This is a genomic window from Bacillus sp. C28GYM-DRY-1 (genome assembly GCF_030519405.1).
GTDB lineage: Bacteria > Bacillota > Bacilli > Bacillales > Bacillaceae > Bacillus > Bacillus spizizenii_A.
On sequence record NZ_JAUMKF010000003.1, the window covers coordinates 113,324 to 135,166 of the forward strand.

Annotated in this window: 22 protein-coding genes, 2 pseudogenes and 1 riboswitch; of the genes and pseudogenes, 16 read left to right on the top strand and 8 right to left on the bottom strand. The window is 43.1% G+C overall.

The annotated features are described in order from the left end of the window. Positions 1–81: 81 nt before the first annotated feature. From oppB to spx, 7 genes are all read left to right on the top strand, one after another. Positions 82–1,017, top strand: a complete 936-nt coding sequence (oppB, locus tag Q3W56_RS04310) for an oligopeptide ABC transporter permease OppB (RefSeq protein ID WP_302894619.1) — start codon at positions 82–84, stop codon at positions 1,015–1,017. Positions 1,018–1,020: 3 nt separating this feature from the next. Continuing rightward, on the top strand, positions 1,021–1,938 hold the full coding sequence (gene oppC / locus Q3W56_RS04315; RefSeq protein WP_019713967.1) for an oligopeptide ABC transporter permease OppC: 918 nt from the start codon (positions 1,021–1,023) through the stop codon (positions 1,936–1,938). Positions 1,939–1,942: 4 nt separating this feature from the next. Beyond that, on the top strand, positions 1,943–3,019 hold the full coding sequence (gene oppD, locus Q3W56_RS04320; RefSeq protein WP_302894620.1) for an oligopeptide ABC transporter ATP-binding protein OppD: 1,077 nt from the start codon (positions 1,943–1,945) through the stop codon (positions 3,017–3,019). A gap of 1 nt (position 3,020) precedes the next feature. Then, positions 3,021–3,938 carry an oligopeptide ABC transporter ATP-binding protein OppF gene (oppF, locus tag Q3W56_RS04325; protein ID WP_302894621.1) on the top strand — a complete coding sequence of 306 codons (918 nt, stop codon included), beginning with the start codon at positions 3,021–3,023 and terminating at the stop codon, positions 3,936–3,938. Positions 3,939–5,022: 1,084 nt separating this feature from the next. Further along, positions 5,023–6,234, top strand: coding sequence for an MFS transporter (locus Q3W56_RS04330; RefSeq protein WP_302894774.1), 1,212 nt, complete (start codon positions 5,023–5,025; stop codon positions 6,232–6,234). A gap of 176 nt (positions 6,235–6,410) precedes the next feature. Beyond that, positions 6,411–6,989 carry a GNAT family N-acetyltransferase gene (locus Q3W56_RS04335; RefSeq protein WP_302894622.1) on the top strand — a complete coding sequence of 193 codons (579 nt, stop codon included), beginning with the start codon at positions 6,411–6,413 and terminating at the stop codon, positions 6,987–6,989. Between the two features lie 180 nt (positions 6,990–7,169). Beyond that, positions 7,170–7,565, top strand: a complete 396-nt coding sequence (gene spx, locus Q3W56_RS04340) for a transcriptional regulator Spx (protein ID WP_003239281.1) — start codon at positions 7,170–7,172, stop codon at positions 7,563–7,565. Positions 7,566–7,607: 42 nt separating this feature from the next. Here the strand turns inward: spx and Q3W56_RS04345 are convergent, their stop codons facing one another. Continuing rightward, positions 7,608–8,264, bottom strand: coding sequence for a TerC family protein (locus Q3W56_RS04345; RefSeq protein WP_019713973.1), 657 nt, complete (start codon positions 8,262–8,264; stop codon positions 7,608–7,610). Between the two features lie 185 nt (positions 8,265–8,449). On the opposite strand from Q3W56_RS04345, the pseudogene Q3W56_RS04350 reads away from it, so the two are divergent. Both Q3W56_RS04350 and mecA read left to right on the top strand, forming a co-directional pair. Then, a pseudogene (locus Q3W56_RS04350) lies at positions 8,450–8,576 on the top strand (hypothetical protein). Further along, entirely contained in the window at positions 8,543–9,199 is a 657-nt protein-coding gene (gene mecA / locus Q3W56_RS04355; protein WP_014113374.1) for an adaptor protein MecA, read from the top strand. The pseudogene Q3W56_RS04350 and the gene mecA overlap by 34 nt, the downstream one beginning before the upstream one ends. Here mecA and Q3W56_RS04360 read toward each other — a convergent pair. Further along, positions 9,194–9,314, bottom strand: a pseudogene (locus Q3W56_RS04360) (hypothetical protein). The gene mecA and the pseudogene Q3W56_RS04360 overlap by 6 nt on opposite strands. Before the next feature lie 43 nt (positions 9,315–9,357). On the opposite strand from Q3W56_RS04360, the gene Q3W56_RS04365 reads away from it, so the two are divergent. Both Q3W56_RS04365 and pepF read left to right on the top strand, forming a co-directional pair. Next, positions 9,358–10,503, top strand: coding sequence for a competence protein CoiA family protein (locus tag Q3W56_RS04365; protein WP_302894623.1), 1,146 nt, complete (start codon positions 9,358–9,360; stop codon positions 10,501–10,503). Between the two features lie 229 nt (positions 10,504–10,732). After that, entirely contained in the window at positions 10,733–12,562 is a 1,830-nt protein-coding gene (gene pepF / locus Q3W56_RS04370; RefSeq protein ID WP_302894775.1) for an oligoendopeptidase F, read from the top strand. A 36-nt stretch (positions 12,563–12,598) separates the two neighbouring features. On the opposite strand, the gene Q3W56_RS04375 is transcribed toward pepF, so the two are convergent. From Q3W56_RS04375 to Q3W56_RS04395, 5 genes are all read right to left on the bottom strand, one after another. Continuing rightward, a complete protein-coding gene (locus Q3W56_RS04375; RefSeq protein WP_302894624.1) occupies positions 12,599–12,766 on the bottom strand; it encodes a hypothetical protein in 168 nt (55 codons plus the stop codon). Between the two features lie 313 nt (positions 12,767–13,079). Further along, positions 13,080–13,979, bottom strand: coding sequence for a protease adaptor protein SpxH (gene spxH / locus Q3W56_RS04380; protein WP_019713978.1), 900 nt, complete (start codon positions 13,977–13,979; stop codon positions 13,080–13,082). Next, complete coding sequence (locus Q3W56_RS04385; RefSeq protein ID WP_268398683.1) at positions 13,976–14,371, bottom strand: globin domain-containing protein; 396 nt, start codon at positions 14,369–14,371, stop codon at positions 13,976–13,978. The genes spxH and Q3W56_RS04385 overlap by 4 nt, the downstream gene beginning before the upstream one ends. A 254-nt stretch (positions 14,372–14,625) precedes the next feature. After that, on the bottom strand, positions 14,626–15,363 hold the full coding sequence (locus tag Q3W56_RS04390) for a bifunctional muramidase/murein lytic transglycosylase (protein ID WP_302894625.1): 738 nt from the start codon (positions 15,361–15,363) through the stop codon (positions 14,626–14,628). Between the two features lie 14 nt (positions 15,364–15,377). Beyond that, a complete protein-coding gene (locus Q3W56_RS04395) occupies positions 15,378–15,950 on the bottom strand; it encodes a CYTH domain-containing protein (protein ID WP_019713981.1) in 573 nt (190 codons plus the stop codon). Positions 15,951–16,073: 123 nt separating this feature from the next. On the opposite strand from Q3W56_RS04395, the gene Q3W56_RS04400 reads away from it, so the two are divergent. The 4 genes from Q3W56_RS04400 to Q3W56_RS04415 are packed head-to-tail and all read left to right on the top strand — an operon-like array spanning position 16,074 to position 18,836. Further along, positions 16,074–16,436 (top strand): UPF0738 family protein, encoded by a 363-nt coding sequence (locus tag Q3W56_RS04400; protein ID WP_302894626.1) that lies wholly within the window; start codon positions 16,074–16,076, stop codon positions 16,434–16,436. A gap of 31 nt (positions 16,437–16,467) precedes the next feature. Continuing rightward, a complete protein-coding gene (gene yjbM / locus Q3W56_RS04405) occupies positions 16,468–17,103 on the top strand; it encodes a GTP diphosphokinase (protein ID WP_064813377.1) in 636 nt (211 codons plus the stop codon). Positions 17,104–17,121: 18 nt separating this feature from the next. After that, the gene (locus tag Q3W56_RS04410; RefSeq protein ID WP_003224622.1) at positions 17,122–17,922 is read left to right on the top strand and encodes an NAD kinase; all 801 of its coding nucleotides are present in this window, start codon (positions 17,122–17,124) and stop codon (positions 17,920–17,922) included. A gap of 14 nt (positions 17,923–17,936) precedes the next feature. Beyond that, a complete protein-coding gene (locus tag Q3W56_RS04415; RefSeq protein ID WP_302894627.1) occupies positions 17,937–18,836 on the top strand; it encodes an RluA family pseudouridine synthase in 900 nt (299 codons plus the stop codon). 12 nt (positions 18,837–18,848) lie between these two features. On the opposite strand, the gene prpE is transcribed toward Q3W56_RS04415, so the two are convergent. After that, complete coding sequence (prpE, locus tag Q3W56_RS04420; RefSeq protein WP_302894628.1) at positions 18,849–19,583, bottom strand: bis(5'-nucleosyl)-tetraphosphatase PrpE; 735 nt, start codon at positions 19,581–19,583, stop codon at positions 18,849–18,851. A 233-nt stretch (positions 19,584–19,816) separates the two neighbouring features. Here prpE and Q3W56_RS04425 point away from each other — a divergent pair, with 233 nt between their 5' ends. Continuing rightward, the gene (locus Q3W56_RS04425) at positions 19,817–21,661 is read left to right on the top strand and encodes a monovalent cation:proton antiporter family protein (protein ID WP_302894629.1); all 1,845 of its coding nucleotides are present in this window, start codon (positions 19,817–19,819) and stop codon (positions 21,659–21,661) included. A gap of 61 nt (positions 21,662–21,722) precedes the next feature. After that, a riboswitch (TPP riboswitch) is annotated at positions 21,723–21,831 on the top strand. The last annotated feature ends 12 nt before the right edge of the window (positions 21,832–21,843 follow it).

Here is a 21,843-nt window from a genome sequence, read left to right on the forward strand (position 1 = left end):
AAGGTATATGGGGAAAAAAGCCCCATATACCTTTCTTACTGAAAGAGTATAAAAATGTAAAAAACATGGAGGTGTTCCCCCTTGCTAAAATATATCGGAAGACGCTTAGTCTATATGGTTATCACATTATTTGTGATTGTTACAGTGACATTCTTCTTAATGCAGGCAGCACCGGGCGGGCCATTTTCAGGTGAGAAAAAGCTACCGCCTGAAATTGAAGCAAACTTAAATGCACATTACGGCTTGGACAAGCCGCTGTTTGTACAATACGTCAGTTATGTAAAATCAGTTGCAATGTGGGATTTCGGACCGTCATTTAAATATAAGGGTCAGAGTGTTAACGACCTGATCAGTTCAGGTTTCCCCGTTTCATTCACTCTTGGAGCAGAAGCTATTCTCCTCGCTTTAGCGTTAGGTGTATTGTTTGGGGTTATAGCAGCCCTTTACCATAATAAGTGGCAGGATTATACCGTTGCGATTTTAACAATCTTCGGCATTTCAGTTCCAAGCTTTATCATGGCGGCTGTTCTGCAATATGTGTTCTCCATGAAGCTGGGGCTGTTTCCAGTCGCGGGGTGGGAGTCCTGGGCATACACCTTTTTGCCTTCAATCGCACTTGCTTCCATGCCGATGGCGTTTATTGCCAGACTTTCCCGTTCAAGCATGATCGAAGTGTTAAACAGTGATTATATTCGCACAGCGAAAGCAAAAGGGCTGTCCCGTCCAGCCGTTACAGTGCGGCACGCCATTCGAAACGCGCTTTTGCCAGTCGTTACATACATGGGCCCGATGGCCGCGCAGGTCTTAACGGGAAGCTTTATTATTGAAACGATTTTTGGTATCCCGGGGCTTGGTGCACACTTCGTAAACAGTATTACAAACCGTGATTATACAGTCATTATGGGTGTAACGGTGTTCTTCAGTGTCATCCTACTATTGTGTGTATTAATTGTAGACGTGCTATACGGCATTATTGATCCAAGAATTAAGCTTTCCAAAGCAAAGAAAGGAGCCTAGGCCATGCAGAACATTCCAAAAAACATGTTTGAGCCAGCCGCAGCGAATGCCGGCGATGCTGAGAAAATAAGTAAAAAGAGCCTTTCCCTCTGGAAAGATGCGATGCTTCGCTTCCGCAGCAATAAGCTTGCAATGGTCGGGCTTATCATTATTGTGTTCATTATCCTTATGGCCATTTTTGCGCCGATGTTCTCAAGATATGATTATTCAACGACTAATCTCTTAAATGCGGATAAGCCGCCTTCAAAAGATCACTGGTTCGGAACAGATGATCTTGGACGGGATATTTTCGTCCGCACTTGGATAGGTGCGCGAATTTCAATCTTTATCGGTGTTGCAGCCGCTGTTCTTGATTTGCTGATCGGCGTCATTTGGGGAAGCATTTCAGGATTCCGCGGAGGCAGAACAGATGAAATTATGATGCGTATTGCCGATATCCTTTGGGCTGTTCCTTCATTATTAATGGTTATCTTACTGATGGTTGTTCTTCCGAAAGGGCTATTTACGATTATTATTGCCATGACGATTACAGGCTGGATTAATATGGCCAGAATCGTACGCGGACAAGTGCTGCAGCTGAAAAATCAGGAATATGTGCTTGCTTCACAGACACTTGGCGCAAAAACATCCCGTCTCCTGTTTAAACATATCGTGCCAAACGCTATGGGTCCTATTTTGGTCACGATGACATTGACAGTTCCGACTGCGATTTTTACAGAAGCCTTTTTAAGCTATTTGGGACTTGGTGTGCCGGCTCCGCTGGCAAGCTGGGGAACGATGGCTTCTGACGGATTGCCTGCATTGACATATTATCCGTGGCGTTTATTCTTCCCTGCCGGTTTCATCTGCATTACGATGTTTGGCTTTAACGTTGTCGGCGATGGATTAAGAGACGCATTGGATCCTAAGTTACGTAAATAAGGGAGTGATACGGGTGACACGCCTATTAGAAGTAAAAGATTTAGCGATTTCATTTAAAACATATGGCGGAGAGGTTCAGGCGATCCGCGGAGTGAATTTTCATCTCGATAAAGGAGAAACGCTGGCTATCGTTGGAGAATCAGGTTCCGGAAAAAGTGTGACCTCTCAAGCGATCATGAAGCTGATCCCAATGCCTCCGGGTTATTTCAAACGCGGTGAGATCTTGTTTGAAGGAAAGGATCTGGTGCCGCTGTCCGAAAAAGAAATGCAAAATGTCCGGGGAAAAGAGATCGGGATGATATTCCAGGATCCGATGACCTCTTTAAATCCGACGATGAAGGTCGGCAAACAAATTACGGAAGTGCTTTTTAAACACGAAAAAATCTCAAAGGAAGCGGCGAAAAAACGCGCGGTTGAACTGCTGGAGTTAGTCGGTATCCCGATGCCGGAAAAGCGGGTTAACCAATTTCCGCACGAATTTTCAGGCGGGATGAGGCAGCGGGTTGTCATTGCGATGGCACTTGCGGCGAATCCGAAGCTGTTGATCGCCGATGAGCCGACCACTGCTCTTGATGTAACGATACAAGCGCAAATTCTCGAATTGATGAAGGATTTGCAAAAGAAAATTGATACGTCCATCATCTTTATCACACACGACCTTGGTGTTGTGGCTAACGTTGCTGACCGGGTCGCTGTCATGTACGCAGGACAGATTGTAGAAACCGGTACGGTAGACGAGATTTTCTACGATCCGAGACATCCGTACACGTGGGGGCTTCTTGCATCCATGCCGACACTGGAAAGTTCAGGAGAGGAGCAGCTGACTGCAATTCCGGGCACGCCGCCTGATTTGACAAACCCGCCAAAAGGAGATGCTTTTGCGCTGCGGAGCTCTTACGCGATGAAAATCGATTTTGAACAGGAGCCGCCAATGTTTAAGGTATCCGATACTCATTATGTCAAATCGTGGCTGCTTCATCCTGACGCGCCAAAGGTAGAGCCGCCTGAAGCGGTAATAGCGAAAATGCGTAAACTGGCAAATACGTATGAAAAACCTGTCTTAGTGAGAGAAGGTGAATGAATTGACTGAGAAACTATTAGAAATCAAACATTTAAAACAGCACTTTGTCACGCCAAAAGGAACGGTTAAGGCTGTAGACGATTTATCATTTGATATCTATAAAGGCGAAACATTAGGGCTGGTTGGAGAATCTGGCTGCGGTAAATCAACAACAGGCCGAAGCATTATTCGGCTATACGAAGCGACCGATGGTGAGGTGCTGTTCAACGGCGAAAATGTGCACGGAAAGAAATCGCGGAAAAAACTGCTGGAATTCAACCGCAAAATGCAGATGATTTTCCAAGATCCATATGCATCCCTGAATCCGAGAATGACAGTTGCTGATATTATTGCCGAAGGCCTCGATATTCATAAGCTGGCGAAAACGAAAAAAGAGCGGATGCAACGGGTGCACGAGCTCTTGGAAACAGTCGGCTTAAACAAGGAACACGCGAACCGCTATCCGCATGAATTCTCCGGAGGCCAGCGCCAAAGAATCGGGATTGCCAGAGCTCTTGCTGTTGATCCGGAATTTATTATCGCGGATGAGCCGATTTCTGCTCTGGATGTATCCATTCAAGCGCAGGTCGTGAATTTAATGAAAGAACTGCAAAAAGAAAAAGGGCTCACATACCTGTTTATTGCCCACGATTTATCGATGGTCAAATACATCAGCGACCGCATTGGAGTCATGTATTTCGGGAAACTGGTTGAGCTTGCGCCGGCAGATGAGCTTTATGAAAATCCGCTTCACCCATATACAAAGTCATTGCTTTCAGCGATTCCGCTTCCTGATCCGGACTATGAGAGAAATCGCGTCCGCCAGAAATACGATCCATCTGTCCATCAATTAAAAGATGGGGAAACGATGGAATTCCGTGAAGTGAAACCGGGACATTTTGTAATGTGCACGGAAGCAGAATTTAAAGCTTACTCATGATTCTTCAATCCTTCAAGAGAAACGTCTTGAAGGATTTTTTTGCGCAATTATAGAAATTGAGAGTGATAACATTTACAATTAGAGGGTATGTTTTTTTATTATCATTAGCGCTTTTGGTTAGCATGTTGCCTTTCAGCGCATCAGCTAGCACAGAATCGCCTAACTTGATAACTATGGAGATAAATTATAAAAACTAACGTAAATAAAATCTTGCTATTGGCATGAATACTGGATTTTTGGGTACGGCTACAGCAATTGCTGAAATTTTTGCTAAATGCCCAACTGCACTTACATTAATATTACTAAAATGGGTTCAGGAGCGACAAATTCATACTCTTGTAGATCTCAATAAAAAACAGTATGGGCGTATGCTTATACTGTTTTTTTATTTTTTGTTTGATTTATTTTTTTTGATATTTCGATATGAATTCACTAACAAAGAAAATTATTAATCCTGTTATTAATAACAAAACTGAATTTATCTTTATTCCCTTGTTAAAAAAATCAAGAATACTATTTACTAATAAAAATCCAGACCAATAAATAAATGAACAATAAAAAGCTATATTAGTACTCGTTTTATCTTTATTTTCACTTGGCTTAAAAAACAATAAACTATCCTCCCTTTATTCAAAGAAAGTATCTCACGTTCTTTTTTTATCTTTATTTTGATTTTAGCATAACATTTTATAGAGTGTATAAGTACTGAAGTATACGTGAAGCTATGTGATGGAACAAGAGGTTATGGCATATTGGCATCTTAGAATTAAGAATTACATAATTACAAAATAACTGACCATCCTTATTGAAGTTCGGTTCATATGATATAAATACATTCAGTGTCGCTTATTGTTTGACAAATGCCAATAATGGTAAAATGACACTGAAAAGGGGTGGGATTCAATTGGGAGGATTTTATTTCTTTGGTGGCTTGATTTTGGTATTTTTACTAAGTCTCGGTTTATTGTCTTTCGGAGTTTTTACGCTTTGGAAACTTTTTGTTAAAGCTTAAAAGGTGAGGAAGCTTCTGCGTAAGAAGTTTCCTTTTTTGTATTATGGAACAAAAAAACGGAGGCGGCATAAGATACAATTTCTGCATAACAAACATGTTTTTGCACTGCTGCTGTCTCAATCTCTTCAATCTTTAGCAGGAGTCCTTGTCACTATTGTCTTAATGGTCCGGGTCTATCAAATGACCGATTCCGTCTTTTTGGCGGGTCTTGTTTTATCGTTCATGTCGTTTGCGAGTATAGCGGCAAGCTTTTGCATCTCTGCGGTGCTTCGCAATCTCGGTTTGAAGGTTCTTGCAGGCGCAAATCTGCTGAGAGCGGTCTTTACAATACTGATGGCTTTTAGCGTCAATCATCACGGACAGGTTTTCTTTTGGGTAACGCTGCTGTTTGTGTTCTGTTTTTCTTACGCGGGCGCCTTTTTTCAGCCGGCAAGATTCGCGCTGCTGCCGATGATTGTTCCAAAAGAGCAATATGTGAAAGCGAACGGTGTGATCTCCCTCTCAAATCAATTGTTTTTAACAGCAGGATGGGGGCTAGGAGGTCTTCTGACGTATGCCGTGCCTTTTGAACTCGTTGTCGGTGCAGCTATTTGCCTGTTTGTTCTTTCGGGTGCTTCTATCCGTGTGCCCCATGTAACTGAAGCAGGGAGTGATGGAACACCTGAAACAGCCTCTGCCGGAAGTATGTGGAGGGATGTAATGATTATCCTTATTGTAAGAGACATTACGATAATGGACTCGATAGAAGCTTTGGCGAATTCTGTTTGGTCGTCTGCTATTCTTCTCGCATTTACTGCGGCTGTTTTGCATGAAACAGAGGTGTGGTGGGGGGTGTTTAACGCTTCTTATTTTATAGGTGCAATTGCCGGCAGTGTGATTGCCATTCGTTTTTCTGCTTTCTTTAAGCGGAACATGGGCTGTGGAATGATTTTCTGCTCGCTTGTGATGTCGGCGCTGACCGTTTTGTTCTCATTTTCCCCAATCCCGTTTTTATGCGCTCTGGCTTGTGCTGCAATGGGGCCTTTTTATCAAGTGCGTGATATTTGCCAGGAAACCATGCTGCAAGAGGTCATTCCCAAGCAGAAGCGTATCGGGATCATGGCTGCCAAAAATGCGATTTTGACTCCTTGGTCAGGCGTCACCTACTCCATTATGGGGCTCGTGGCTGATGCTGCGGGTGCGAAAACAGCTTTTATCGCGGCAGCTGCATTATATATCATGACGTTTCTTATTGCACTGGTGCAGCCCCGCCTGCTTCATTACAAGCAGGAAAGCCAAGCTTAATGAAAGCTTTTTACATACACTTCAAAATGAACGGAGCATCTGGCTCCGTTTTTTGCTAAAAAAAATGAAACCATGGCGGAAGTTTGTACGTCTTTATAGATGTAAAGTTGTTTAAACAATATGAAATGGGGTATATCTAAAAGTATGAAGACAATGAACTCATAAGGAGCAAATCAATGAACTGGTATGAAAAGCTTAGCGAGTACTTTCCAATTGAAGAAATGAAATCAAAAGCGCATATGGAAGCTCTTATGAAAGAGCGGAGCGATATTTATCATAAAGATGAAGGCAAACATCATATTTTAATGTTTGCGGAATTCGATTCTTTTATATTCGTTGATTATCTGTATGTGTCTAAGGATGCAAGAGGGCAGGGGCTTGGCGGTAAATTGATCGCGAAGCTGAAAAAGAAAAATAAGCCGATCTTGCTCGAGGTGGAGCCTGTGGATGAAGATGACACTGATACAGAAAAACGCCTGAGGTTTTATCAAAGAGAGCATTTCAAACATGCTCAGTCAATTGGGTACCGGCGCCGGTCATTGGCTACGAATGAAGTAAACAAGATGGAGATTCTGTACTGGTCACCAAAAACAGAATCAGAAGAAGAAATTCTTGAAGCCATGAAACAGACATATGAAAACATTCATACTTATAAAGATGAGAAATGGTACGGCGAATCGTACGAAAAAACAGATGAGGTCCTGAAACTCATTGATGCAGAAAAACAAAAAAATATTTTCGATCAGTTAAGCTAATTGAGAATTAGAACATATCATTAAAATTAAAAATTTGCCGGATTGACACATTTTTTTCTTAGGATACTGTTCACACTTACTTTTTTATAGTATAATACCTATAAAGATTCCTTTTTTAGAGTAATTTCAATTTAAGAATAAAATAGATGTTCATCCTACTAATTAGAGGAGTGAAGATGAATGGTTACACTATACACATCACCAAGCTGTACTTCATGCAGAAAGGCGAGAGCGTGGCTTGAGGAGCACGATATTCCATTTGAAGAAAGAAACATTTTCTCTGAACCTTTATCAATTGATGAAATAAAACAAATTCTTCGAATGACTGAGGACGGAACAGATGAAATCATTTCAACTCGTTCAAAAGTATTCCAAAAACTGAATGTGAACGTTGAATCTATGCCGCTGCAAGATTTGTACCGCTTGATCAACGAGCATCCAGGTTTGCTTCGCCGTCCGATCATCATCGACGAAAAACGTTTGCAGGTCGGGTACAACGAAGACGAAATTAGACGTTTCCTGCCAAGAAAAGTCCGCTCTTTCCAATTAAGAGAAGCACAGCGTTTGGCAAACTAATAGATCGAATCATCAAAAGAAGGCTGAGTGATCAGCCTTCTTTTATTTTTCCACCTGCTGATAATAAATACTCGCAAGAATAACAAACGCGACCGTTAAAACGGGGAGGAGCGTTTCGACTACGCCGTGCTGTGCCATAAAAAAAGACAGCTTCTTGTCCCTGACAATCATTTCTCCCCCTGTATAAGCAAGCAGACCGCTTCCCGCGTAAATCAGAACCGGCATTTTCTCAAGTGCGATATGGATGAGTTTACTGCCCCAAATAATAACCGGCACCGATACACACAAACCTATGGCCACGAGAGAAAACTCACCGTGTGACGCTCCCGCAACTGCTATGACGTTGTCAAGAGACATAAAGAGATCTGCAAGCACAATCGTTCGTATCGCTCTCCACAGGGAGGTGCTGCTTTTGATGTGCTGCGTGTCTTTTTTTTCAATCAGCAGCTGATACCCTAAATACAGCAGGAAAATTCCGCCGGCGCACTGCAAGAACGGAATGTTCAAAAGGTAAACCGCTGCGCTTGTTAATCCGATTCTCATGGCAACAGCGATAAATGTTCCGAGAATAATAGCTTGCTGTCTTTGCTTGTCCGGCAAATTTCTGCTGGCCATGGCAATGACGACCGCATTATCTCCGCCGAGGATCAGGTCGATCCCAATAATAACAAGCAGAGAAATCAGATAGTCGTACTCCATAAATCGGCACCTCGCTTTCGTTCCATCGCTTGTACTACTACTATATGAGACAGGTTATATTTTATGATATGAGCCGCAGATCTGCCGTTTTTTAGGTGAAGGTGCATTTTTATTTCTTTTGTGACTGTTTTATCATAAAATAGAAAATACAAAGGAATTCACACTGGCCTTCCATTAAGGTTAAGATGTGGACGGAATGGGTAAAGTGTAGTAAAGTACTTATTAATCGGGAGCTTAGATGTCCCTTCAACATCTTATATAGAAGGGAAGGTTGGCAAATGGAAATTGAAAGAATTAACGAGCATACAGTAAAATTTTATATGTCTTACGGAGATATTGAAGATCGCGGTTTTGACAGAGAAGAAATTTGGTATAACCGTGAACGCAGTGAAGAACTTTTCTGGGAAGTCATGGATGAAGTTCATGAGGAAGAGGAATTTGCTGTGGAAGGCCCTCTTTGGATTCAAGTGCAGGCACTCGACAAAGGATTAGAAATCATCGTCACAAAAGCCCAGCTTTCCAAAGACGGACAAAAGCTCGAACTGCCGATTCCTGAGGATAAAAAGCAAGAACCAGCATCTGAGGATCTTGACGCCTTGCTGGATGATTTCCAGAAAGAAGAGCAAGCCGTCAATCAGGAAGAGAAGGAGCAAAAGCTTCAATTTGTCTTGCGGTTTGGCGATTTTGAGGATGTTATTTCTCTATCTAAATTGAACGTTAACGGAAGCAAAACGACTTTATACTCGTTTGAGAACCGATATTATTTATATGTAGATTTTGGCAATATGACTGATGAAGAGGTTGAAAATCAGCTAAGCATCCTGTTGGAGTACGCAAATGAATCCTCAATCAGCATACACCGTCTTGAAGAGTACGGCAAGCTGATTATTTCAGAGCATGCTCTGGAAACAATAAAAAAACACTTTGCATCATAGCAAACCGATTTCTTTCCGGAAATCGGTTTTTTTTATGCAATGAAAGGCCATTTTGAGACGTGAAAAATCATAAACATACATACATGAGAAATGACGGAGAACAGGAGTTATTCATCTTTTCCAGAAAATATACCTCATCTGGAAAGGAGAGATGACAATTGTTTAGTGCTGTGACTGAAGACGGCCAATTATTTCACCTTCTAGGCGCTCGGCAAACCCGGAAATTAAAGGGGAGACGATTCTTCTGTCCGGTTTGCGGGGGTGAGCTTGCTGTGAAGCTCGGCCTCCAAAAAGCACCGCATTTCGCCCATAAACAGAACAAATCCTGTTCGATAGACATAGAACCGGAAAGCGCCTATCACTTAGAAGGAAAAAGACAGCTGTATGTATGGCTGAAAACGCAACAGGCTTCCCCGATATTAGAACCGTATATGAAAAACATCAATCAAAGACCAGACATCATGACAAAGATCAAAGGACGCATGCTTGCTGTTGAGTATCAATGTGCCACTATTGCTCCAGATGTCTTTCAAAAGCGGACAGAGGGCTTCAAAAAAGCAGGAATCATCCCGCAGTGGATTGTGGTGCACAGCCGCTTAAAACGCTCTGCACCGTCCTTTTATCAGCTTTCTGCTTTCCATTGGCAATTTATCAATGCAAGCCCATATAGGGAACTGATATGTTATTGCCCGGAAACACGTTCTTTCCGCCGGCTCAGCCACATCATTCCGTTTTACACAAACCATTCTTATTCCTTTGTTCAAACGATTCCTATCCATCGGGCTGCTGCAAACGATCTTTTTTTTACTGAACCGACGCCTGCATTTCAATATTCCGGCTGGACGAAAGCGATTCACCGTTTTCGCCACCATCGGTTTATCTCCAAGGAAACAAATCGCCTCAGGCTGCTGTTTTATGAAAAGCGGCAGACGCCCCTTTCTTTTCTTCCGACGGAAGTGTTTGTCCCTGTTATAAAAGGGGCTGTTTTTAATAGCCCGGTCTTTGTGTGGCAGGGGTTTCTATATCTGTTTATTACGGATCTGGGATATAAACGCGCGCCAATCCGCTTTTCAGCTGTTTTACAGCAGTGCAAACTGCACATCCATAAAAAGAACATTTCGCTCAGGTACAAATGCAGCGAAGATTGTCTTTCTGAAGCGGTGAAGCAGTACATTGATTTTTTGTGCAAGAAGGGATTTTTAAGGGAGACTCAGAAAGAAGTATATGTGCTGAATCAGCCTGCAGAGGGCGTACGCTCATTACAGGATCTCATAGAAAGTGACCGCAGCTGTTTTATAGAATGAGTTTGTCTCATTTGGCTCACCCTAAGACAAAGGTGGTGGGCTGGCTGTGAAAGGCACAATAAAAAAGGTTTTTCGTGTTTTTACTGCTTTATTGGCATTCGTTCTCTTCATTACTGCATATGATTTGACAAAAGGCAGTGAAAAGCCGGAAGATATTCACAACACAAGTTTATTGAGAAACAGCGGTTTTTTCAATTGGCTTGAATCAAAGAAAACGAGGGGGATCACCATGGCTGAGGAAAAAAAAGCAAACCAACTGCCTGACAGAAGTGAGGTAAAGGCAGAAGACACATGGAGACTTGAGGATATTTTTCCTAGTGATGAGGCCTGGAATAAAGAATTTCAAGCTGTAAAAGAATTAATTCCAAATTTATCTAAGTATAAAGGAAAGCTGGCAGATTCAGCTGACCATTTATACGAAGCTCTTACGTTCCAAGATAAAGTGATGGAGCGGCTGGGCAGGCTTTACACATATGCGCATATGCGCTCTGACCAAGATACCGGGAACTCTTTTTATCAGGGGCTGAATGACAAAGCGGGAAACCTATATACACAGGCCGCAAGCGCGACAGCTTATTTGGTTCCGGAAATTTTATCCATAGAAGAAGACAAACTGCAGCAGTTTATTCTTGAAAAAGAAGAACTGAAGCTGTACTCTCATGCGATTGAGGAGATTACAAAGGAACGCCCGCACGTGCTGAGCGAGAAGGAAGAGGCGCTGCTTGCTGAAGCTTCTGATGTGCTGGGTTCATCTTCCAATACGTTCAGCGTGTTAAATAACGCCGAAATTACATTCCCGTCTATTAAGGATGAAGAGGGGAATGAAAAACAGATCACTCACGGGAATTTTATTAATTTCTTAGAAAGTGAAAACCGTGAAGTCCGAAAAAATGCCTTTGAAGCAGTATATAAAACATATGGACAATATAAAAACACAATGGCCACGACGCTAAGCGGCACTGTGAAAAAGGACAACTTCTACGCAAGAGTGAAAAAATACAAATCTGCACGTGAAGCTGCACTTTCTAACAACAGTATTCCTGAGGAAGTATACGACAACCTCGTTAAAACGATTCATAAGCATTTGCCGCTCCTGCACCGCTATATCGCGCTGAGAAAGAAAGTGCTTGAGCTTGATGAGGTGCATATCTATGATCTATATACACCGCTTGTGAAGGATGCGGGGATGAAGGTCACGTACGAGCAAGCCAAAGATTATATGCTGAAAGGTCTGGCACCTTTAGGGGAAGAATACGCCTCCATCTTAAAAGAAGGGCTGGAGAACCGCTGGGTTGACGTTTATGAAAATAAAGGAAAACGCAATGGCGCTTATTCATCAGGAGCTTACGGCACGAATCCGTATATCTTGATGAACTGGCATGATAACGTCAATAATCTCTTTACGCTTGTGCATGAGTTTGGACATTCCGTGCACAGCTACTATACGAGAAAGCACCAGCCATATCCATACGGCAATTACAGTATCTTTGTAGCGGAAGTTGCGTCTACGACAAACGAAGCGCTTCTTGGCGAATACCTGCTGAACAACTTAGATGATGAAAAACAGCGCTTATATATTCTCAACCATATGCTTGAGGGCTTCAGAGGAACGGTCTTTAGACAAACGATGTTTGCTGAATTTGAACATCTGATCCATACAAAGGCGCAAGAAGGGGAGCCGCTTACACCTGAGCTTCTGACGAATGTCTATTACGATCTGAATAAAAAGTATTTCGGAGACGGCATGGTCATTGATAAGGAAATCGGCCTTGAATGGTCACGGATTCCGCACTTCTATTACAATTACTATGTGTATCAGTATGCGACAGGGTACAGTGCTGCCCAAGCGTTGAGCAGCCAGATTTTAAAAGAAGGAAAGCCGGCGGTTGACCGTTATATTGACTTCCTGAAAGCGGGAAGCTCACAATACCCGATTGATGTCCTGAAAAAAGCGGGCGTTGATATGACGTCTCCAGAGCCGATTGAAGCTGCGTGCAAAATGTTTGAAGAAAAACTTGATGAAATGGAAGAGCTGCTGATGAAAGTCAAGCAGTCTTAAAAAAGAAAGCCTGTGCAGAAATGACGCACAGGCTTTTTAAAACCCTTTAAAGGTTTTCCGGTGGTTCAGGCGGTAGAGGGTAAACAAAATAGACAGAAACAGCAGAGGAGAGGTAATATAAAGCGGCAGTATATGCATCATGCCCAGTATATTCAAGCAGAAAAAAACGGCAATGCACACAATTGAGATCATAGTATACATCATGGCGGTCCCCCTCGTCCTTTTTCCTTATTAGGATATGAGCGAATGTACTTCGTTATGTTTTGTGACAAAAATATGAACATTAAGCATAGAGGTTGTCAACAGTCGACATCTTTTGTTATCATAAGGATGTGAAATTGATCACAAACAAACATTACCCCTTTGTTTGACCGTGAAAAATTTCTCCCATCCCCTTTGTTGTCGTTAAGACATATGAAACCGCGCTTATCCCGGCGCGGTTTCTTTAGTGTTATGAACAGAACGTATGTTTGATGCCGGTGCAAAAAAACAGCCTCAAGCATATACACGCCTGCGGCTATTTTTCACATGATTGATACTCATCAGAATAAGTGCTGAGAGACTTCCAAAACATTCCGTGTTTGGCTTCCACTTTGGCAACCTTTTTAGCAAACGCCAATTTTTTCATTTCTTTTTCTACCTCTTCAAGGCTCAGGTCATAAACTAGAGCAATTTCCTTGGAGGCAACGAAGCGGAAATATTCAATAAAACATTCCAGAGGCGGTGTTTCCGACGGCGTCGGCTCGTCGCCAAGCATCTCAAATAAGATTTCTTCATATACGTCATATGAATAGCTGCCGGGTACTTTAAGACCTTCGTCCTCATGCTGTGTATTGAAAAACGTCAGCGTCGGATTGACGGAAACATCCATCTCAGCGGCAATTCTCATGTCACATTGAAGCGCCTTGACCGCACTTTGAGAATGCAGATCATTTTTGAACTCTTCAAGATCGAGACTCGTTTTTTCTGCGATTTCCAATAGCACGTTTTCATCCGTAATATTTTTCTTTGATACAAACAGACTTTCCTGCATATTTCTGAGAAATTGCATGCCGGCTTTTCTTCCTTGCAGTTCGGCTGCTTTAAAAGCGAGAGCAGCCATATAAGGCGATGAAAGCGGCTGATCTTGCTCGAACCAGACATTGCCGTCACACGACATGCCAGAGCGGCTCGCGATCTTTTCCCATGCTTCTGCGAGAAGATGCTTTTTCCGTTTCTTATTTAACGCGGTAAGGCTTGCGGAAGCTATAATGCGTAATGTGAAAAAGCGTCCGTATCTAATTTTCAGCTTTTTAATAACGGGCTCTAAGGACCAGCATTCAGGACATAAAGGGTCTACAAACATGTAGATTTCAAGCGGTTTTTTTGGATGGCCGTGGCAATGGGCGAAGTATTGCTCATGCTGATAGTTTGTCAAGATGATCGATCCTCCGCTTCATGATTCACCATATGCCTTGCTGTCAATTCCAGCCGGCCAAACAAAAATTCACGAATATCGCCCTCCAGCCCTACATGGTCCATTGCGTCCTTCATACAGCTGAGCCACGCATCAGCTCTCTCATTTGTAATTGGAAAGGGAAGATGCCTTGCTCTGAGCATGGGGTGGCCGTGTTCCTCAGTATAAAGCGGAGGCCCGCCTAAATATTGAGTCAAAAATTGCTTCTGTTTCCTGGCGGTTTCTGTTAAATCGCTCGGAAAAATTGGCTTCAGCAAAGGATGAGACGCGACACGCTCATAAAAAGTATCAACAAGTTGCGATAGAAGTTCTTCTCCAATCGCTTCATAAGGTGCGTTAAACGATTGTCCCATGTTGACTACTCCTTTAAATATGGCTAATAGGAATCATAAATCCTATTGCAAAAAGTAATTTTCTGTATGTTAGCATTTCATCTAAATTTATTTTAGCAACAAGGCATCATTTCTACAAACAAACTGCCTTTTATGTGTTTGATGACAAGTTTCGGCTGTAAGCCAGGGGTTGTATTTCATATCATATCACATAAAAATCAGGAATGCGTAAGATTTCACTTCGCAAAAAAACCAGAGGGCAGAAGCCGCTCTGGTTACGCGTAATAAGCTGAAGTTATTTTTTTTACATAGTTTTGCGTTTCTTGGAAAGGAGGAATACCTCCGTATCGGTCAACATTTCCCGGCCCGGCGTTGTAAGCCGCTAATGCCATAGACACATTGCCGTCGTATTTATTCAGCATTTGTTTTAAATATTTCGTTCCGCCCTCCACATTTTGCTGCGGATCCAGCGGATTAGTAACGCCAAGTGAGCTTGCCGTTGACGGCATGAGCTGCATGAGGCCCATCGCACCTGCTCCGCTGACCGCTTTTGCATTAAAGCCTGATTCCTGCTTGATGACGGCACGGATTAGTTTTTCATCAACGCCATATTTATCAGCTGCTTTTTTTATAGCATTGTCAATGGAGAAGTCTCCCGAACTGATCTGTTTTGTTTCACGCTTGTTTGAAGAGGAATTTGCGGCAGCTGTTACGGTGCTGTCTGCCGTGTTTGTGATATAACCTGAATTGCTATTTGTATATGAGTTGAGCCCATAAGCTGAAAACAATGGCGGCGCTGTTGAAGAAGCGCTGTTCAGTAGACTGAGCGGACTTGACGTTGCAGAAGATGCTGTTGGTTGCTGAGTCGTCAGGCCGTTTGTATATTGGCTTAGCAAAGAGCTGAAGTTTGAGAGCGGGCTTTCCGCATCATTTTGAGTGCCTGTGCTGCGTGCATTAGATATGGACTGTAATGCCTGAAGCTGAAGTAATGCTCCCCAATTCGTTACATTCACGATGTCATTCCACCTTATATAGACTTTCGTTTTTCTTCATAAAATCGCAGAATTTTATTTTTGGTTTCTCGCCGAGGAATGCTGAATTGCTGAAGCAGCTCCTCAAAGGCCTGTCTGCCCTCATGCCAGTCTGCCGCCTCAAATTCGATTTCATAGTCCTCTTTATTTAAATATCGGCTGTGGTCTAAAACTATTAAGCCTTTTTCTGTAACTTTTTCCGCGCGATTTGTTGCTAGAGATCCAAAGTATTGAATGGCATCTGTATCAATCCGAAGCTTGTGCAGCTGGTCTTTCACAGGGCCTTCGGGAACTGAAAAGCCAGTAAGGTCTGAAACCGCTGAAAGCTGCTGGTGCGTTTCCAGAAGCCCTACATCTGCCGGTTCTTTTAATGTCAGAACATACTCTCCGTTTTTTCTGCGGATTCGCAGCGCAGCGTGTTTTTGTTTCAGCGCAAAGCTGCTTGTGTCAAAATAATGATTCTTTTGATCTGTAAAATCTTTTTCTGTCAGCTGGAGTGCGGCTGTTATCGTTTCAAATTCTTGTTTGGTCAGCATGTTTTTAAATTCTATTTCAATTTCTTGGCTCATGTTGCTCTTCCTTTCCGCCCTGAAAATCTTATTTTTCCTATTATCTCTTTAGATGTTAGGTTTATCAATATCCAGCTTGGTATGATAAAATGAATCTGTACTTTGTTTAAAAAGGAGAGCATTATGCAAAACAGAATCGAAATCTTGAACGCAACATTATCGGATGATCAGCTTCGCCTTACCTGTGAGACGGAAGGAAACGAAGCAGAACGCAAACCGTCAGGTCAAATGCTTGTTGATTCTGACCACTTTGCTTTTGTATACATACTTGAATTAGCTGATTCTTTTGAATATGTCATGATAAAGGAACATGTATGGCCCGAACTGAAGAAGGCCCATGCACAAAGAGTCCCGGTTGTTTTAGAGGCCGGAAACAAAACCATTGAACTGGCAGGCCTGCATGAGGAATTGGAGTATCTTTTAGAAAATATTAAAGATAATGCAAACTACGGAGAAATGGAAGAAAAAGTGAAGCGCGTGTTTTGATAGAAACTGGTTCGGAATTGGGGGATGTATGATGGATGACAAACAATGGGAGCGTTTTTTAGTGCCATACCGCCAGGCTGTGGAAGAGTTGAAAGTGAAACTCAAGGGGATCCGCACATTATATGAATACGAGGATGACCATTCTCCGATCGAATTTGTGACCGGGCGCGTCAAACCTGTGGCGAGCATACTTGAAAAAGCGAGACGGAAAAGCATACCGTTACATGAAATTGAAACCATGCAGGATATCGCAGGCCTTAGAATCATGTGCCAATTTGTAGATGACATCCAAATTGTTAAAGACATGCTGTTTGCCAGAAAAGATTTCACCGTTGTGGATCAGAGGGATTATATTGCAGAACATAAAGAGAGCGGGTACCGGTCATATCATCTTGTCGTGCTGTATCCTTTACAGACGGTATCCGGAGAAAAACATGTTCTCGTCGAAATACAGATCCGCACGCTGGCGATGAATTTTTGGGCGACCATTGAGCATTCACTGAATTATAAATACAGCGGAAACATTCCTGAAAAAGTAAAATTAAGGCTTCAGCGTGCTTCTGAAGCGGCTTCCCGGCTTGATGAAGAGATGTCGGAGATCAGGGGTGAAGTGCAAGAAGCTCAAGCTGCCTTTTCTAGAAAGAAAAAAGGAAGCGAGCAACAATAGGTAAAGGGGAAGAAAAGCATGAAATTTGCCGTATCATCAAAAGGAGATCAAGTTTCTGATACGCTGAAAAGCAAAATACAGGCGTATTTATTGGATTTTGATATGGAACTGGATGAAAATGAACCGGAAATCGTCATTTCAGTCGGAGGCGACGGAACGCTTTTGTACGCCTTTCACAGGTACAGCGACCGATTGGACAAAACAGCTTTTGTCGGCGTTCACACGGGTCATCTGGGGTTTTATGCCGACTGGGTTCCTCATGAAATTGAAAAACTTGTTCTAGCGATTGCGAAAACGCCGTATCATACAGTCGAATATCCGCTTCTCGAAGTGATTGTGACCTATCACGAAAACGAGCGGGAAGAAAGGTATTTAGCATTGAATGAATGCACGATTAAAAGCATAGAAGGAAGCCTTGTAGCTGATGTGGAAATTAAGGGACAGCTCTTTGAAACCTTCCGGGGCGACGGCCTCTGCCTGTCAACGCCATCTGGCAGCACAGCCTACAATAAGGCGCTGGGCGGAGCGATTATCCATCCGTCTATCAGAGCGATCCAGCTTGCGGAAATGGCTTCTATTAACAACCGCGTATTTCGGACGGTTGGATCGCCGCTGCTTCTCCCTTCCCATCATGATTGCATGATTAAGCCGAGAAACGAAGTTGACTTTCAGGTGACGATTGACCATTTAACCCTTCTTCATAAGGATGTAAAGTCAATCCGCTGCCAAGTTGCTTCCGAAAATGTGAGGTTTGCGAGATTCCGTCCGTTTCCATTTTGGAAAAGAGTCCAGGATTCGTTTATCGGTAAAGGCGAATAGAAAGAGGACGTAACGTGGATCATTTTTTTATCAGAAAGAACATTACTTCCGCCGAAGACGGGATGACGCTTAAAGAATATGCGGGTGAACTGGGAATTTCAAAACGTCTGCTGACCGATATCAAGTTTGGCGGTGGAGACCTGTTAATCAACGGTGAGCATGTGACGGTCAAATACGTTTTGAGAGAGGGAGATCTTCTTACTGTGAAGTTTCCTGAGGAACTGGTGAGCGAGACGCTATTGGCAGAGCCTGTTCCGCTCGATATCCTGTATGAGGATGAACATGTGCTTGTGATAAACAAGCAGCCGTATGTGTCATCTATCCCCTCGAGAGAGCACCCGACCGGCAGCATTGCTAATGGAATTATCCATCATTATCAAAAAAACGGAGTGAGGGCGACAGTTCACCTTGTCACACGGCTTGACCGGGATACATCAGGTGTCATGCTTGTTGCCAAGCATCGGTTTGCCCACTCCATTTTATCGTCAGCGCAAAAAAACGGGCTTGTGAAACGCCGGTATGTGGCAGTGGTCCACGGGCGGTTGACACAGGCGGAGGGAACAGTTGATGCTCCGATTGGCAGACATCCTGACAGTATTATTGAACGGACAGTGACACCGGATGGCCAGAAGGCTGTTACTCATTTTTATGTCACATGCCCAAATGACGATATGACCTTGGTGACATTGCAGCTTGAGACTGGACGGACCCACCAAATTCGTGTACATATGAGCTATCTCGGGCACCCGCTGTGCGGCGATACACTGTACGGCGGAACGAGACGGGAAATTGGCCGCCAGGCCCTGCACAGCGAGCAGCTTTCATTTATCCATCCGCTGACACAGGAGAACATGACGTTTCATGCGTCACTGCCTCAAGATATGAACGAACTGATAAAAGGAGAGAATCATTGATTCTCTCCTTTTTTATATGGAACGAAATCTTGATTCGTCATAAGGCAGGGAACTTGGAACTGAGACGGTTTCTATTTCTGGAAAGCGAAAGCCTGTCAGTTTATTTCCGAACACGCAGCCTGTATCAATGTTGATGGTGCGATTGGCTTTCCGAGGCTCTTTCACAGGTGTATGGCCGTATACGACCCAAGCCTTGCCGTTATAGGCTGCCGCCCAATCACGTCTGACGGGTCTGCCGTCCGGATACGTTTCGCCCGTCACATCACCGTAAAGCACAAAGTCTTTCACCCTGCGGGTATATTTGCCGATATCGTCAGCCTTTATGCCAGCATGGGCGACAACTAATTCTCCGTTATGTAAGATGTCGTAAAGCGGCGCTGTTTCGTATAGCTTCATAAACTGTTCGCTGACTGCTGTTCTTTCTTCTTTAGAAAGTTCCTCAAGCTCTGCCGCTGTTGTTTCGAGACCGTGCATCACTTTCACCGGATTTCCTTTTAAGTAGCGGTACAGCTTATTGCAATGATTTCCCGGGACATAACGTACAGCGCCTTTGTCGTAAGCGCCCGCTACAAAGCGGATGACCTCTATCGATTTGGGTCCTCTGTCGGTTAAATCACCGGCAAAAACAAGCATCCTCCCTTCCTCGTGTTCAGGTACTCCATTTTTGATCGTATAGCCAAGCTTTTGGATTAATGCAGTCATTTCGTCATAGCAGCCATGAATATCGCTGATTATGTCGTAAGCCATGCGGCATCCTCCTTACCAATGATTTTAATTATTATGATGCAAAGTACTGTGAGTCATCACAAGCTTTTATGTGCAAATTATAGAAGAATCATTTTCTAAACAGGATTTAGACCATATTACTTTATTTTTTATCATCACCCTTGTTAAAATCGCGTTATGTTTTTTTAAAATTTGAGGTTTTGTTCTTTGATTAAGAACTGGTATAACCCTGATCTAAAAAGGAGGTTCTAATTATGGCGCATACATCTGTCGCATCTTTAGTTGTTGTACTTATCGTTGCATTTTTGACACCCATCCTTTTGCATCGGTTTAAACTCAGCATCCCGGTTGTTGTTGCTGAAATCATTATGGGATTGATCATAGGAAAAAGCGGCCTTAATTTAGTTGTGGAGGGTGACACATGGCTCCAGACGCTTTCTATGCTCGGATTTATCTTTTTAATGTTTTTAAGCGGGCTTGAAATTGATTTTTCATCGTTTGAGAAAGGAAAGAAAAAGCAGCTTATGCCGAACGGCAAAGAAGCGCCTAATACGTTTGCTGCGGCATCCATTATATTTGGCGGTATTTTTATTTTATCATTACTGCTGTCCTATGGGTTCGTCTTGGCAGGATTTATCGAAAATGCATTTTTAATGACGCTTATTATTTCAACGATTTCATTAGGCGTTGTCGTACCAACATTAAAAGAAGAACGGATCATGAATTCAAATATCGGGCAGATTATTTTGCTCGTTGCTGTTATTGCTGATTTGGCTACGATGATTCTTCTTGCTGTTTTTTCTTCTTTATACGGAGAGGACAGCGGAAACATGTGGCTCCTGATGATCCTGTTTGCAGCCGGAGTGGTGCTTTACTTTTTCGGCCGTGTCTTCAAACATCGCTCTTTTGTTCAATCCATGTCAAAAGGGACGATCCAGATCGGAACGCGCGCGATTTTTACGTTAATTATCGTACTTGTTGCCCTGTCTGAATCACTTGGGGCAGAAAATATTCTCGGCGCTTTCTTAGCAGGGGTTCTCGTTTCCCTTCTTTCGCCAAACAAAGAACTTGTTCAGCAGCTGGATTCATTCGGCTACGGGTTCTTAATTCCGATTTTCTTTGTGATGGTCGGTGTGAAGCTGGATATATGGACCCTTTTCCAAGACCCGAAAATATTAATCATGATTCCACTTCTGCTTCTGGCGCTGTTAGTAAGCAAAATCCTTCCTGTTTTGTACTTGAGGAAGTGGTATGATAACCGAACCGTTTTGGCATCTGGTTTCCTGCTGACATCAACGCTTTCGCTCGTGATTGCCGCTGCGACAATCGGCGAGCAGCTTCACGTGATCAGCGCAAATATGTCAGGAGCACTGACGTTAGTAGCCGTCATTGCAAGTATTTTTTCGCCGGTCTTCTTTAAAAAGTTGTACAAACGGGAGGAGCAGCCGGAGGAGAAAAAGACGATTACGTTTATCGGTGCAAACCAAATGACATTACCTGTTACTCTTGAACTGCCGGAGGAAGAGTATGATGTGCGTGTTGTACACGTCTACCAAGAGAATGCGGAGGAAAAGCTTTCAGAGTCAGTATTTACTATCGAAACGATTTCTGACTATGAACACGAGACGCTTGAATCACTCGGCATTTTTGATACGGATATCCTCGTTGTGGCGACAGGGAATGAAGACATGAATGCGGACATTGCATTACTTGCAAAAGAAAAAGGCACAGAGAGAGTCATTGCCAGTGTAGGATCACCGGAAAATGAAGCAGCTCTGAAGGAGCAGGGAATCAGTATCTTTTCTATTCTGCTTTCAACAAAAACACTGCTTCGCGCACTGATAGAAGCGCCTGGAGTCATGAGGCTCCTCACGAACCAGGAGTCTTCGCTGTATCAAATTAATATGGATAATAGCACTTACGACGGTGTGATTTTGCGGGAATTCCCTTTAACAGGCGACGTCATCTTTGTCAGGATTTTCAGAGGTGTTGATAGCATCGTTCCTCATGGGGACACAAGGCTGAAACTGGGAGACCGCTTAATTGTTACCGGATCTCGCGGGTACGTAACGGAGCTTAAGAAAACATTAGAAGGATAAACCTTGACCAAATAGGGATTCGTGTTAATATAGAGGTGCAGAACAATTCAATATGTATTCGTATTACCACTAGGGGTGTCCTTTTTAAGGGCTGAGATAAAAGTGTGACTTTTAGACCCTCATAACTTGAACAGGTTCAGACCTGCGTAGGGAAGTGGAGCGGTATTTGTGTTATTTAACTA